This is a genomic window from Wenzhouxiangella sp. AB-CW3, from assembly GCF_014725735.1.
Lineage (GTDB): Bacteria > Pseudomonadota > Gammaproteobacteria > Xanthomonadales > Wenzhouxiangellaceae > Wenzhouxiangella.
The window spans coordinates 2227588-2241886 of the sequence record NZ_CP061368.1; the positions used below are offsets into that span (position 1 = coordinate 2227588).

Consider the following 14299-nt stretch of genomic DNA (forward strand, 5'->3'; position numbering starts at 1 on the left):
GTCGTCATCATGTTGGTCGGCATTCCATGAAGAAAAACACGAAGCCAATCCGGAGAATCCAGGATGGTCATCACGTATTCGCTGCGCACCCTGCTCCTGCTGTTCCTGTTTGTGGCAGGACCACTATGGAGCCAGGCCAACGAAGACACCGAACTGAAAGCCTTCAGCCTTGCTGACACCTCCATGCATGAACGCGCAGCCGATGCCCGATTGACACTTCAAGCGTTCGACAAGCGATTCGTGTTGGAGCTTGTGCCCAATGAATCGCTTTGGTCGCCGCAAGAAGCAGCGCGCAGGGACCAGGTGCTGCGCGATGGACGAAACGCCTTTTACCGGGGGCGGCTGGCGGACAATCCGCGCTCGTGGGCGCGAATCAACCGCATTGGCGACACGCTCACCGGCATGTTTTCCGATGGCACGGATCTCTACATGATCGACCGGGCCAGGGGTTTTCTGCTGCCGGACGAGCGCAGGATTGAACCCGATCGCACCATAGCCTTTCGCCTGAAAGATCTGTCTGCCGGTTGGCGCATCGATGACGGGGGCATCGAGCACCATCATGAGCCCGCCGAAACGGACGAATTGGCAGACCCGCCCGGTCACCGACCATCGACGCGTGGATCCCCGAATAGGTCGGGAGCGGACTTTGCCGCCTACATGGTGCCGGTGACCATCGTCACAGATGTTGAGTTCGGAGATGAATACGGCGCCGACACAGGGGCCGTTGTAGCGGGCAGAATGAACTTTATCGATGGAATCTATGAAAGCCAGGTGGGTACCGGAATCATGCTCTGGCACCATGAAACGCTGGAGGACAACGGCTCGTTGACCGGGACCAGCCTGCGTGAATTCCAGGAATTCATGTCCTCGGACGATGGCAGCAACATTCCCTTCGAGGGCCAGGCTCACCTAGTGACTGGTCGAGCGATCACCAATGCCGCGGGCATGGCCTATGTCGGTGTAACCTGCAGCACGGACTGGGGAGTCGGAGTCAACGAGGGTCTATGGAGCGATACCATTAGCGCCCTGATACTGGCTCACGAGCTGGGCCACAATTTCGGGGCACGGCACGACGATTCATCGCACTGCCCCAGTGGCACTGAGGCAGGCATCATGAACTCGATGATCAACGTCTCAAATCAAACCTTTTCTCAATGCAGCCTGGATGCAATGCAGCCCAGGCTCGAGAACGCCACTTGCCTGCAACGCAATCCCGGCTTGCTGTTTCAGGATCGCTTTCAACCGGCCCACGGAAACTCAGGCTGAGGACTGATCGCCGGAACGGCTGGCGCGCTTGCGTTCATGCTCCTTCAGAAGACGCTTGCGCAGGCGGATGTTTTCAGGCGTGACTTCGACCAGCTCATCATCGTTGATGAACTCCAGTGCCTGCTCCAGCGTCATCCGGTTGGGCGGTACCAGTTGCACGGCATCGTCCTTGCCGGCAGCACGGATATTGGTCAGCTTCTTGCCCTTCATCGGATTGACGATCAAGTCGTTTTCGCGGACATGCAGTCCGATGATCTGGCCCTCATAGACATCCTCGCCGGGGCCGATGAACAGCTTGCCGCGATCCTGCAGGTTGAACAGGGCAAATGCCACCGTGGTGCCGTTTTCCATGGTGATCAGGGTCCCGTTGGAGCGCTCGGCCACACGCTCTGTGGCTGCACCCCAATGATCGAAGACACGGAAGAACAGACCGGTGCCTGAAGTCATCGTGCGATAGGCGCTCTGGAAACCAATCAGGCCGCGCGCGGGCGCGATGTAATCCAGCCGCACCCTGCCCCGACCGTCGGACTGCATGTCCTGCAGCTGGGCCTTGCGCTCGCCCATGGCCTGCATGACGGCACCCTGGAAGTCCTCCTCCAGATCCAGCACGACCTGCTCCCACGGCTCCTGGATCGAGCCGTCTTCGCCCTCGCGCTTGCGAACTCGTGGGCGCGAGACCGCCAGCTCATAACCCTCACGGCGCATGGCCTCGATCAGCACGGCCAGGTGCAGTTCACCACGGCCGGCTACGTCAAACTGATCGGGGTCACCTGTTTCCGACACCTGCAGCGCCACATTGTGGCTGGCCTCGCGCAGCAGTCGGGCTCGTAGCTGTCGGCTGGTCAGGTACTTGCCTTCACGGCCGGCGAAAGGTGAATCGTTGACCTGGAAGGTCATATGAATGGTGGGCTCGTCGACCGTCAATGCCGGCAGGGCCTCGACCGTGGACGGATCACACAGCGTATCGGAAATACCGATTTCCTCGATGCCGGAGATCCCGATGATGTCGCCAGCCGACGCTTCCGGCACTTCTTCTCGCTTCAAGCCCTTGAATCCCAGTACCTGCAACACCTTGCCGGAGCGTGTGTTGCCATCGCGATCCACGACCTTGACCGGCTGATTCGGCTTGACCCGGCCCCGCTGTATGCGACCGATACCGATCAGTCCGACATAGCTGGAGTAGGCCAGCGAGGAGACCTGCATCTGGAACGGGCCTTCGGGATCGACCGACGGTGCCGGCACATGCTCGACCAGGGTTTCAAACAGCGGCAACAGGTCGCCATCACTCACATCCTGTTCGGTGCCGGCATAACCATTGATGGCCGAGGCGTAGATCACCGGAAAATCGAGCTGCTCGTCGCTCGCACCCAGCTTGTCAAACAGGTCGAAGGTCTGGTTGAGCACCCAGTCCGGACGCGCACCCGGCCGGTCTACCTTGTTGATCACGACGATGGGCCGAAACCCCATGGCGAAGGCCTTCTGCGTGACAAAGCGGGTCTGCGGCATGGGGCCGTCGACCGCATCGACCAGCAGCAGCACCGAATCGACCATGGACAACACGCGCTCCACCTCGCCGCCGAAGTCCGCGTGCCCGGGGGTGTCGACGATGTTGATGCGCCAGTCTCGCCAGGTAATGGCCGTATTCTTGGCCAGGATGGTGATGCCGCGCTCGCGCTCCTGGTCCTCGGAGTCCATGACGCGCTCCTCGACGCGCTCATGGGCGGCGAACTCGCCGGACTGGCGCAGCAGCTGGTCGACCAGGGTGGTCTTGCCGTGGTCGACATGGGCAATGATGGCGATATTGCGAAGCTTCATCAACAACTCGTGGGAATCCGTGGGGTGCGCATTATAGAGCCTGTGCGCCCCTGGAAGCTGATATTTCCCCGCGAACTGTCACTATTTCCAACCCTTTTGCGTAACGTCAGGGTGAAAACCAATAAACCGACTCCGCTAGCTCTGCGAGGAAACGCATGCTCACAAATGTCAACAAGGGGGCTTCACCTGCCCTAATACTACTCGCTCTGACGTTTCAGCTTACCAGTGTTTTTGCCGACGACACCGCTACACTCTCCGGCGTGATCACCGCCTCGGGCCCAAATGGTCCTGTCGAGGGCGCCACCGTGTTCATTGGCAATATCGATCAGCCCATGCCACCCCTGAAGGAAACCACCACCAACGCAGCCGGTGAGTGGAGCGCGGAAGTCGAGTTCAACGGCCAGCCCGAGTTGACCGTGGTCGTGGAAGCAGCCGGACCGGAGCACGCCCCGAATCGCCACGGCGGCTCGGTTGATTTCGATTGTTACTTCAATTGTGGTGGTGGTGACGGCGAGTTCACCATCCAGCCGGAAGAGACCTACACCGGGCTGGACATCAGTCTTGAGCCCGGAGGCCGCTTTAGTGGCACGGTCACCCGCAGCAGCGACGGCCAGCCGCTTGAGAACGCCATGGTCAGGATCCTGTCCCCCGATGCACTGCACGCGCTACGCAGTCCGCACTTTCGTGGCTTCAGCGACGAAACCGGAGCCTACGAAAGCACTCTGGCCATTGCGCCGGGAGATTACCACCTCACGGCCCACCCCGGCCATGGCGACAACTATGTCATCCAGGCCTGGCAGGACTACTCGTGTCAGCTTGAAGAATGCCCGATACTCGACACCGACGCCATCGAGATTACAGCTGGCAACGTCACGGACGATCTGGATTTTGCTCTGAAGGATGGCGCCACGGTTTCCGGCACACTGTTACCGGACGATATCGACCGGGTGGTCCGGCTCTACGACGGTAGCGGATTAATGCTCGGCAGTTACTTCTTCGAGTCATGGCAATCGAACGAGGACCAGTGGGAGTTCACCGGACTGGCCGGCGGAAGCTACTACGTGGAACTCAGCCCAATGCTCTCGTCCGAACCATGGCTCAGAGTGCTGCACAATGGCTTGCTTTGCCCTTTCTCCGGTTGCGACCGAGCCACGGGTTCTCCCCTGGTAATTCCATCCGGAGCCTCCCTGACCCTGCCCGAAATCACCCTGGAGTCCGGGGGGCAGATCGATGGCGAACTGATCGATGCCGACACCGGCCAGGCGCCGGTGATCGCCGGCGAGAACTCCCTGGGCACATATGACATCGTTTCCGACGATGGCACCGTGGTTGGAGGCGGCTCCATTTTGGTGGATGACGGCGATGTGCTGCTGTGGCCCTCGGCTGCCCTGCCGGACGGGGAATACTACGTGCGCACCTACAGTACCTTTTTCGGAGACGGAATCGGATATCGGAGACTGACCGGCGATTCGAGCACCGGATATCTGCCTGGCTACGTCGATGCCATGTACCCCGATGTCGCTTGCGCAGGAGTGAAATGCGACCTGTCCGCCGCTGAGACGGTATCGGTCACCGATGGAGAAATCACCACCATCACCATCGAGCTGTCAACCGGTAGCAGCATTACGGGCAGTATCGTCGATGATGCAACCGATGAGCCCATCCCCAACGCAATCGTCCGCGTGCTGTCGGCAAACAACGAAACGCTTGCCACCGTGTACACCGATGAGGATGGAGAGTTTCTCGTGGGCGGCTTTCCGGACGGCGAGTACTATCTCAGAACATCCATGTCCAGCAGCCCGGGTCTTGGCGACACCGGACCGCAGCTCCCATACTTCGACCACCTTTACGGCAGCACATCCCCCTGCTCCGAGCAGCTGTGCAACGCGGTCGACGGCACCGCCATCAACCTCACCGGCGATGATGCAGGTCCCTTCGAGCTGCGAGTCGATCAGGGGCCGGTGATCAGCGGACGCATCACGGCTCAACCCAGCGGACTGCAACTGAGCAATGGTCAGGTCGAGGTGTACGACAGCAACGGCGCATTCGTCGGCAGCTATCGGGTCAACCCGACTACTGGAAAGTACCAGACTACCGCCCTGCCCCCCGGAGACTACACACTGGTTCCGATCGTTTCGCCTGCCTATACATCCGTTTCCGCGGGTGGCGGGTCAGGCACGGTCTCGGCCACGAGCACCAGTACATCTCCCGGCAGCATGGACGCTCCTTTGAGCTCGGACGGATTTGTCGTTTCCATCGATACGGAGGATGTCAGTGCGGACCTGCCGGTCATCGATATGGGAATCGACCGCATCTTCGACAGCCAGTTTGAAGCAGACGACTGACCCACGTTGACGTGCCAGCTCAGTCTTCCCAGCCCCAAGGGGCTGGGGGCGGGTCGACTGCTTCGGTCAGATCGAACTCGACATGGTAGTAGCGATCGGTGACCAGGCGCCGGACGTAGTAGACAAACTTTTCGCCGGGGTGGACTTCCATCACCCAGACATTGGGATAGTTGTCCGGCATGCGATCGAGGGTAAAATCGTCGGCCGGAAAAATCTGGGCGTTGGCACTGCCGTAGTTGGGTGAGACGCCTCCATACTGGGTCACTTCTTCCGGTTCACCGTCACGGTCGCGATGGTCGTGACGAAGCATGACTCGTCCACCCATGCGCGCCAGCACCCAGGTGCGCGAGAGATCGTCTCCGACGACAAAGGGAATCCTGATCTGCTCCGGCGTGCAGTCACGGACATGCATGACCAGGCGCTCACCTTCCATGTCGCCATCGGGAGAGGCCAGGAGCCGGCCTTCAAAGGCCTGTCCGCACAACGAATTCAGCTTGTCCCAGAATTCATCCGCGGGCGAGGCCTGAACGGAGCCGGCCAGGATCAGGAACATGATCGGTGTGAAACTTGAGAGTTTCGGCATCGTTGAGTTCTCCAGGAAGCAAGGCCGGCGATTCTGCCCTGTTGCCACCTCGCATGCAATCCCCTTGCGATCCGGGTTAACCTTCTGACGTATCCCAGCCCAGGATCCCAGGTGCCCACGCGAGCGTCCCGAAACACGAACAACCCGATCACGATCGGCGGGGTGACCGTCAACCCCGGCGAACGTCACAGCATCGACCTGGAAGTCGGTCGCCTGTATACGCACTCCCCGACCACCATGCCGGTGCAGGTCCTGTGTGGCAAGCGGGACGGGCCCGTGCTGTTTGTCAGTGCCGCCATTCATGGCGATGAACTCAACGGTGTGGAAATCATCCGCCGACTGCTCAAGGTGCCGGCGCTCAAGCGCATCAGGGGCACCCTGATCGCAGTGCCCATCGTCAACCTGCACGGATTTATCAGCCTGTCACGCTATTTTCCCGACCGGCGCGATCTCAACCGCAGCTTTCCCGGCTCGGAGAAGGGCTCCATGGCCGCCCGCGTTGCCAATCTGTTCATGACCGAAATCGTCAGCCAGTGCACGCACGGCATCGATTTGCACACGGGTGCCGTGCATCGAACCAACCTGCCCCAGATCCGGGCCAACCTGGACGATCCGGTCACGCTGGAACTGGCACGCGCCTTCGGCACACCGCTGATTCTCAATTCCGCCCTGCGCGACGGGTCACTGCGCGGTGCCGCGCAGGATCATGACATCCCCATCCTGCTCTACGAAGCCGGCGAGGCGCTGCGTTTTGACGAGATCTCGATTCGTGGCGGCGTCGAGGGCATCATCCGCGTCATGCGCATGCTTGGCATGCTGCCAAAGACACGCAGGAAAGCACCCCGGGATCCGGCCGTGGCCCGCTCCAGCAGCTGGATTCGAGCACCCCAGAGCGGCCTGTTCCGCGCCTACGCGCACCTGGGTGACCGGATCGCAAAAGACGAGACCGTGCTCGGGGCAATCTCCGATCCCTTTGGCGAATCCGAGCAAGAGATATCAGCGCCGTTTTCAGGCATCGTAATTGGCCGGCTGAATCTCCCGCTGGTCAATGAGGGTGATGCCCTCTTTCACATCGCCCGCTTCCACCGCACCGATATCGCCCACGAACGTGTCGGCGACTACACCGAAACGCTGGAAGCCGACGATTTTCCTTACGGGGACAGCTAAGAATCCTCTGAACGACATGCACCACGGAGACACAGAGTGCACAGAGAAAAATCAGTTCTTCTTTCTGTGTCTCTGTGGTGAGTGTTTCCGCCGGGATGGATCCCAGGGGCGGACGACGCCTTCCTGGGCCGTTGAGGCAATCAACTCGCCGGACTGATTGAAGATCTGGCCGCGGGCAAAGCCGCGTCCTCCGCAATTGGAGGGGGTATCGCAGGCATACAGCAGCCAGTCGTCGACCCGGAAGGGCCGATGAAACCACAGCGCGTGGTCGATGCTGGCCATCTGCACCACGCGGGTGGTGAAATTAAGCTCGTGCGGCAGGGTGGCGGTCCCCAGCAACTCGTAGTCCGAAACGTAGGTCAGCAGATTGTGATGCAACTCGGGAGCATCGGGCAGTCGGTCCCAGGCTCGCATCCAGACATGCTTGCGGGGCGGTCGCGCCCCGGGCTCGATGAACTTCGGCGGCTCGACCGGACGGAACTCGAACGGCGGCTTGTGCGACAGCAGGCGTCGCATTTTTTCGGGCACCTGGTCGATGATGCTGGCGTGGATGTCAATCGAACGGGTCAGGCCTTCGGGACCATCGACCTCCGGCATCTCGTCCTGGTGATCAAACCCCTGCTCCCCGCCATGGAAGCTTGCTGCCAGGTTGAGAATGGGCCGGCCGTGCTGAATGGCGACCACGCGACGGTTGGCGTAGCTCTTGCCGTCACGCGAACGTTCAACCTGGTAGACCACCGGGCAGTGAAAATCTCCGGGACGGAGAAAGTAGGCGTGCAGGGAATGCGGCGCCGTGCCGTCGACGGTGCGATGCGCCGCCGACAGGGCCTGCCCGAGAATCTGTCCGCCAAACACCTGCGGCGCGCCGATATCACGACTCTCGCCACGAAACAGGTTGTCTTCGAGCTGCTCGAGATCGAGCAGCCCGATGACTTCTTCCAGGTAGGGATTCACGACGGATTCAGTCTTCCCAGCCCCAGGGTGCCGGCGGCGGCTCAACCGTCTCGGTCAGATCGAAGTCGACCTGGAAGACGCGCGGCGTGCCCAGCCGCCACAGGCCGTAGGTGAACTTCTCGTCCGGGTAGACACGCATCACCCAGACGTTGGAGAGCGCCGCCTCGATCACCTGGCGGGTGTCTTCACCAGCCGGAAAGTATTGCTCGTTGGCGCGGCCCTCGTTGGTCGAGGTGCCACCGTACATGGTGGTCTCTTCAGGTGTGCCGTCGTCGTGACGGTGGTCGTGCTTGAGCTCTATGCGATCATCCTTGCGGGTCAGCACCCAGGTGCGCGAGAGGTCGTCGCCGACCACAAAGGGAATCCGGATACGATCCTCGCTGCAGTCGCGAACGTGCATCACCAGTCGATGACCGACGAAATCGGTCTCGCCTTCCGGATGCTGAATCAGCTCTCCCTCATAAGCGTTGCCACACAGGCTTTCCAGGTTGGACCAGTACTCGTCCAGCGGACTCGCCCAGGCCATTGAAAGGGGGGCGATCAGCAGCGTTGTCAGTGCGATTCTTTTCATGCTTGTATCCTCGGTTTCAGACAATTCGGGCAGACTATTCCACCACAACCCGGCTCATTTTGCAGAACATGTCACGACGGACCCCGCATACTCACCCGGGTCCGCTGCTGTCGCAACAAGGTTCGGCCCGGATGCGCTAAAATACGCGGTTGTTCTAGCCCACCGCATTCAGGAGTCTTCCATGAACCAACCCGTACGCATTGCCATCACCGGGGCAGCCGGACAGATCGGCTACCAGCTGTGCTTCCGCATCGCTTCCGGCGGCATGTTCGGTCCCAACCAGCCCGTCATCCTGCAGTTGCTGGAGATCCCTCCGGCCCTCGACGCGCTAAAGGGCGTGGTCATGGAACTGGAAGACGCCGCATTCCCGCTGCTGCACGGCGTGGTCGCCACCAGCGACCTCGACGAAGGATTCAAGGATGCCGACTATGCGATGCTGGTGGGCGCCAAGCCGCGTGGGCCGGGCATGGAACGCGCCGACCTGCTGGCTGAGAACGGCAAGATCTTCGGACCGCAGGGCAAGAGCCTCAATGCCGTGGCGAGCCGCGACGTGAAAGTGCTCGTGGTCGGCAATCCGGCCAACACCAATGCCCTGATTGCCCAGGCCAATGCCCCGGATCTGCCACCGGAGAACTTCACCGCCATGACCCGCCTCGACCACAATCGGGCACTGGCGCAGCTGGCCGAGAAGACCGGCCAGCACCACACCCATATCCGTCAGATGATTATCTGGGGCAACCATTCTTCGACCCAGTATCCGGACCTGCACCACACACTGGTGTCCGGCAAGCCGGCGCTCGATCAGGTCGAACAGAAGTGGTACGAGAGCGTGTTCATACCCACCGTCCAGCAACGTGGTGCCGCCATCATCAAGGCCCGGGGTGCCTCCAGCGCCGCCAGTGCGGCCAGTGCCGCCATTGACCATATTCGCGACTGGGCCCTGGGAACCGGCGACGACTGGGTTTCCATGGCCGTGCCCTCCGATGGCAGCTACGGCATCGAACCGGGTGTGATCTACTCGTTCCCCTGCACCTGCGAGAATGGCCAGTGGAACATCGTTCCGGATCTTGAGATCGACGATTTCTCGCGCCAGCGCATGGACGCGACCGACAAGGAACTGCGCGAAGAGCGCGAAGCGGTGAAGGAACTGCTCTGACGAGGAGCTCCGGGTAGAGGGGAAGACGGGAAGACGGAAGAACGAGAGGGAAAGCCCTTGAGTGTTTTTCCTCTCCCCCTCTTCTCCTCCACCCCTCTCCCCGGCCTGAACGCCCAACTGGCGTTCAGGTCAGGCTGCGATGCTTCTGTACCACCCGCATCGATAACTCCAGTGCCTGCTCATAGTTCAGGCGCGGATCGACGGTGGTCTTGTAGGCACGCTTGAGGTCTTCCTCGTCCAGCGCCCTGGCCCCGCCGATACACTCGGTCACATTCTCACCGGTCAGTTCCAGATGCACACCGCCCAAGCGCGAACCGCAGCGTGCATGCACCTCGAATGACTGCTCGACCTCCGACACGATGTTGGCAAAACGTCGGGTCTTGACCCCGCCAGAGGTCGATTCCGTGTTGCCATGCATCGGGTCGCACACCCACAGGACCGGCGAACCGGTTTCGCGCACCGCCTCGATGAGCGGTGGCAGCTTGTCGGCCACCTGGCTCGCCCCCATGCGATGGATCAGCACCAGGCGCCCGGCTTCATTATCCGGGTTGAGGGTACGAATCAGGTCCTTCAGCCAGGATCGGGTCATGGCCGGTCCGATCTTGATACCGACCGGATTGCGAATTCCGCGCAGCATTTCTACATGCGCACCGTCCAGGTTGGCGGTTCGCATGCCAATCCAGGGGAAGTGGGTCGAAAGGTTGAACCAGCCCCACTGACGCGGCACCTGACGGGTGAGTGCCTGCTCGAAGCCAAGATGCAACGCCTCGTGCGAAGTGTAGAAATCCACTCGCTTGAGGCTGCCTGGTGTGCGACCGGTGACGGTTTCGACAAAGCGAACCGAATGGCCGATCGAATCGGCAATGCGATGGAACTCGTCGGCCAGTGGCGAGTGCTCGACCCAACCCAGATCCCAGTACTCGGGATGGTGCAGATCGGCAAATCCGCCATCGATCAGCCCGCGAACGAAATTCATGCTCATTGCCGAGCAGGAGTGGGCCTGAATCAGACGCGACGGATCGGGACGACGCGCTGACTCGGTGAACTCCGGCGAATTGACCAGATCACCGCGGTAACTGGGCAGGGTGACGCCATCGCGAGTCTCGGTGTCACTGGAACGCGGCTTGGCGTATTGCCCGGCAAATCGACCGATGCGCAGCACCGGCATTTCCATGCCATGCAGCATGACCAGCGACATCTGCAGCAGCACCTTCAGGCGGTTGGCGATGATCGACGGAACACACTCGTCGAACAGCTCGGCACAATCGCCCCCCTGCAGCACGAAGCGCCGCCCTGCCTGGGCCTCGGCAATCTGCTCCTTGAGCGCGTTGATCTCCCACGAGGTCACGAGCGGAGGCATGTTCGACAGGCGACGAAGCGTTCGCTCCAGGTCCAGCTCGTCGGGATAGGTCGCCTGCTGGCTCGCTTCCTTGTGCTGCCAGGAGTCCGGACTCCAGCCCTTTGCCGGTGTAATCGTCTTCAGTCTTTCGCTCATGCCGCTCTACTCGCTGCGGTTAATTGTGGACAAAAATCAGGATCTTCTGGCTATCATTGCCCATAGCATGAAAGCCGTCAACAGAACATACCACACCAGGGTCCAGGCTGGCATGGACAATCCCATGAAACTCCAGTCCACCTCGGCACACTCACCGGCACCGGTAAACGCTTCCTGAAGGATCTCCATGACCGGATAATCCAGCTCCAGCATGAAATACATGCCGGGCCCGCAGTCGGGCACCTGGTCGGCGGGCAGATTCTGCAGCCACACGTGCCTGGACGCGGTGGTAATCCCCCAGCCAGCGCCGGCGGCAAAGGGCACGGCATACACCCAGCGCCACCAGCCCTTCGGCCCGTGAATCGTGGCCACCAGGGCCACGCCACCCATGATCATGAAGCCAAAGCGCTGCAGAATGCACAGCGGACAGGGCTCCAGCCCAAGCACGAACTGGGCATAGTAGGCATAGGCAAGCAACCCGGCACAGGCCAGGAACACAAGAAAGAATGGGGTACGGCCTTCGATCAGTCGGTTCATGACGGCAATTGTATAGGACTCTCCGTCCGACCTCACCGACGCATCGGGGTTCAGGAGAGTGCGGCGACAGGTATCATCGGAAATCGTAGTCTGATCGACCAACAAAGATGACGAATGACAGCCGACACTGGGTCTTTGGATACGGCTCACTGATCTACAAGGTGGACTTTCCGTATGTCCGGCGCTCCATGGCCAGCATCCGCGGCTGGGAACGGCGATTCTGGCAAGGATCGCACGACCATCGAGGCACACCGGAATCTCCAGGACGCGTGCTCACGCTCGTGCCCTCCTCGCCCGACCAGGTCTGCCTGGGCATGGCCTATCTCATCGAGCACGAGGTCTTCGAGCATCTCGATCATCGAGAGAAGAACGGCTACGAGCGCCGGAAAGTCAGAATCCGGCTGCACGATGCAGACGCCACGGTTGGCGGACTGACCTATTTTGCCGGCCGGAACAACCCTGCCTGGCTGGGTCCGGCCGATATCGCCGACATTGCCCGGCACATCAATCACAGCCACGGTCCCAGCGGCAGCAACCGCGACTACCTGCTCGACCTGGCCCGGTCCCTGCGCGGTCTCGGTGCCGACGATACCCATGTCTTCGAACTCGAGCGCAAGGTGCTTGCGCTCGGCAATTGCTGACTCAGCCAATGCGTCGGGGACGCAGCCCCGGCCAACATGCGGGCCGTGCCCGTCGGATAGGTACCACCCCCTCCTGTGCCCTCGCTTCACCTAAGAAGCCTCTGAACAACTCTGCGCGGAGCGCGACGAGTTGTTCAGAGGCTTCCTTACCCTGCCATGGCACCGAAACCTCAATAACGGGCCGGCTCACCGCCGGTCATCGAGTCGCGGATGAACTCGCGGATGTGCTCGTTGGAGGTGGCCAGGTCTTCCTGGCGCAGGTACATCATGTGTCCGCTGCGGTAGCCTTCGAAGCGCATGCGGTCGCCGACCTTGCCGCTGCGGTCCATGTTCCACATCACGTACTTGGCCGAGAAGTAGTCGGTGGCCCCGTCGTAGTAGCCCGATTGCACCAGCACCTGCATGAAGGGGTTCTCGCCCATGGCGCGCCGGAGGTCCTCGCCGGTGGTGTCGTTGTCGCGGTTCCAGGGGTGAACCGGCCCGAAAATGTTGTACTTCAGGTCGGTCTCGTATCCGAGATGCTCGCGCAGGTAATGATTGATCGCCGGCGTGAAAGCATGGTTCCAGGCTGTCAGGGCCGGGTCGTGATCGTAGCGGTCGCCCGCGTCCATGCGATCGATCCCGCGGTAGCGCGAGTCCAGCCGGCCGACGGTCAGGCCCTCGTCGCGCAACAGCTCCTTCCAGTAGAAGTTCACCGGAAGGGTCAGGTTGTGATTGATCACGTGCTGCTTGTCGATGCCCGAGTAACGGGCTACTTGGGCGGCGATCTCGTCGCGCGTTTCACTGTCCAGGGAACCACCACGAGCGACCGCCGGCAGGTATTTGTCAATGGTGAATTCTTCGACCCGGGGCAACAGATCGTAAAGGTCGAGTGCCTGCAGGTCGGACTCCAGCGCCTCGTGATACCAGGCGGTGGCCGCATAATACGGCAGCTTGAGAATCTCCGAGCGCGGCGGCATCGCCGGCGGCTCCAGGCCCAGCCCGGTCGGCGAGACCAGGATCACGCCGTTGACGAACATCCAGTGCCGGCTCTGCAGCTCGCGCGCCAGTCCGGCCACGCGGGTAGTGCCATAGCTCTCGCCCTTGAGGTACTTCGGCGAGGTCCAGCGACCGTGACGGGAGACGAAGTTCTCGATCCAGCCGGCCAAGTATTCAACATCGGCCTCGACACCGAAAAACTGATCGCGATCAACGTCTTCACCCACTTTCCTCGAAAATCCGGTATTGACCGGATCGACATAGACGATGTCGGCGACATCGAGAATGGAGTGCTCATTCTCGGTCACGCCGTAAGGCTGAACGGGATAGCCCTCGTCGTCGACCCGCAGAAAGCGCGGCCCGGTGTAGCCGACATGCATCCACACCGAAGCCGAGCCCGGCCCGCCGTTAAATGAAAACACCAGCGGCCGCTCCCCCACGTCCTCGACATCGCTGCGCCGATAGTAGACATAGAACAGCGAAGCCACAGCCTCGCCCTCCTCGCCCCAGACCGGCTGGGTGCCGGCAGTCGCCTCGTAGCGGATGCGCTGCCCATCGATGGTGACCTGGTCTTCCGTGGTCACCGCACTTTCGGGATCAATGGCTCTTTGAGGGAGCGGGGAATCCGCCCAGGCAGAAGAGAGAATCAGGGAGAAAACAATTGCAAGTATGTTGAACAGGACGATGTTTTTCATGAAAAAGACCAGTCGTGGAATAAACGGCACGTTACGAACGAATGATTGTAGAACATGCGCTGTCCAGATTTATGAAACCGCAGATGAACCCGGATT

General features: G+C 61.0%; 12 protein-coding genes. 5 read left to right on the plus strand and 7 right to left on the minus strand.

All coding sequences use genetic code 11. The features are described 5' to 3' along the window. The first annotated feature begins 63 nt into the window (after positions 1-63). Positions 64-1266, plus strand: coding sequence for a M12 family metallo-peptidase (locus tag IC757_RS09710; RefSeq protein ID WP_190974121.1), 1203 nt, complete (start codon positions 64-66; stop codon positions 1264-1266). Here IC757_RS09710 and typA read toward each other — a convergent pair. Further along, positions 1258-3087, minus strand: coding sequence for a translational GTPase TypA (typA, locus tag IC757_RS09715; protein ID WP_190974122.1), 1830 nt, complete (start codon positions 3085-3087; stop codon positions 1258-1260). The genes IC757_RS09710 and typA overlap by 9 nt on opposite strands. Before the next feature lie 149 nt (positions 3088-3236). On the opposite strand from typA, the gene IC757_RS09720 reads away from it, so the two are divergent. Next, positions 3237-5426: a collagen binding domain-containing protein gene (locus IC757_RS09720; protein WP_190974123.1), complete on the plus strand. Its 2190-nt coding sequence runs from the start codon at positions 3237-3239 to the stop codon at positions 5424-5426. A gap of 19 nt (positions 5427-5445) precedes the next feature. On the opposite strand, the gene IC757_RS09725 is transcribed toward IC757_RS09720, so the two are convergent. Further along, positions 5446-6009, minus strand: coding sequence for a hypothetical protein (locus IC757_RS09725; RefSeq protein WP_190974124.1), 564 nt, complete (start codon positions 6007-6009; stop codon positions 5446-5448). A 111-nt stretch (positions 6010-6120) separates the two neighbouring features. On the opposite strand from IC757_RS09725, the gene IC757_RS09730 reads away from it, so the two are divergent. After that, on the plus strand, positions 6121-7176 hold the full coding sequence (locus IC757_RS09730; RefSeq protein WP_190974125.1) for a succinylglutamate desuccinylase/aspartoacylase family protein: 1056 nt from the start codon (positions 6121-6123) through the stop codon (positions 7174-7176). Positions 7177-7227: 51 nt separating this feature from the next. Here the strand turns inward: IC757_RS09730 and IC757_RS09735 are convergent, their stop codons facing one another. Both IC757_RS09735 and IC757_RS09740 read right to left on the minus strand, forming a co-directional pair. Then, entirely contained in the window at positions 7228-8130 is a 903-nt protein-coding gene (locus IC757_RS09735) for an acyl-CoA thioesterase (RefSeq protein WP_190974126.1), read from the minus strand. A 7-nt stretch (positions 8131-8137) separates the two neighbouring features. Beyond that, positions 8138-8701 carry a hypothetical protein gene (locus IC757_RS09740; protein ID WP_190974127.1) on the minus strand — a complete coding sequence of 188 codons (564 nt, stop codon included), beginning with the start codon at positions 8699-8701 and terminating at the stop codon, positions 8138-8140. Between the two features lie 181 nt (positions 8702-8882). On the opposite strand from IC757_RS09740, the gene IC757_RS09745 reads away from it, so the two are divergent. Next, positions 8883-9857 (plus strand): malate dehydrogenase, encoded by a 975-nt coding sequence (locus IC757_RS09745; RefSeq protein WP_190974128.1) that lies wholly within the window; start codon positions 8883-8885, stop codon positions 9855-9857. Between the two features lie 124 nt (positions 9858-9981). Here IC757_RS09745 and IC757_RS09750 read toward each other — a convergent pair whose 3' ends face one another. Next, positions 9982-11352 carry a class II 3-deoxy-7-phosphoheptulonate synthase gene (locus IC757_RS09750; protein WP_190974129.1) on the minus strand — a complete coding sequence of 457 codons (1371 nt, stop codon included), beginning with the start codon at positions 11350-11352 and terminating at the stop codon, positions 9982-9984. 36 nt (positions 11353-11388) lie between these two features. Continuing rightward, positions 11389-11889, minus strand: coding sequence for a disulfide bond formation protein B (locus IC757_RS09755; protein ID WP_190974130.1), 501 nt, complete (start codon positions 11887-11889; stop codon positions 11389-11391). Between the two features lie 107 nt (positions 11890-11996). Here IC757_RS09755 and IC757_RS09760 point away from each other — a divergent pair, with 107 nt between their 5' ends. Next, complete coding sequence (locus IC757_RS09760) at positions 11997-12530, plus strand: gamma-glutamylcyclotransferase (RefSeq protein WP_190974131.1); 534 nt, start codon at positions 11997-11999, stop codon at positions 12528-12530. A gap of 170 nt (positions 12531-12700) precedes the next feature. Here the strand turns inward: IC757_RS09760 and IC757_RS09765 are convergent, their stop codons facing one another. Further along, positions 12701-14203, minus strand: a complete 1503-nt coding sequence (locus IC757_RS09765; protein ID WP_190974132.1) for a S10 family peptidase — start codon at positions 14201-14203, stop codon at positions 12701-12703. Positions 14204-14299: the final 96 nt, after the last annotated feature.

Bases quoted from the DNA above. Each gene is read 5' to 3' on its own strand.
- IC757_RS09710 (WP_190974121.1), top strand. From the start codon at position 64: ATGGTCATCACGTATTCGCTGCGCACCCTGCTCCTGCTGTTCCTGTTT.
- IC757_RS09720 (WP_190974123.1), top strand. From the start codon at position 3,237: ATGCTCACAAATGTCAACAAGGGGGCTTCACCTGCCCTAATACTACTC.
- IC757_RS09725 (WP_190974124.1), bottom strand. From the start codon at position 6,009: ATGCCGAAACTCTCAAGTTTCACACCGATCATGTTCCTGATCCTGGCC.
- IC757_RS09740 (WP_190974127.1), bottom strand. From the start codon at position 8,701: ATGAAAAGAATCGCACTGACAACGCTGCTGATCGCCCCCCTTTCAATG.
- IC757_RS09745 (WP_190974128.1), top strand. From the start codon at position 8,883: ATGAACCAACCCGTACGCATTGCCATCACCGGGGCAGCCGGACAGATC.
- IC757_RS09750 (WP_190974129.1), bottom strand. From the start codon at position 11,352: ATGAGCGAAAGACTGAAGACGATTACACCGGCAAAGGGCTGGAGTCCG.
- IC757_RS09755 (WP_190974130.1), bottom strand. From the start codon at position 11,889: ATGAACCGACTGATCGAAGGCCGTACCCCATTCTTTCTTGTGTTCCTG.
- IC757_RS09760 (WP_190974131.1), top strand. From the start codon at position 11,997: ATGACGAATGACAGCCGACACTGGGTCTTTGGATACGGCTCACTGATC.
- IC757_RS09765 (WP_190974132.1), bottom strand. From the start codon at position 14,203: ATGAAAAACATCGTCCTGTTCAACATACTTGCAATTGTTTTCTCCCTG.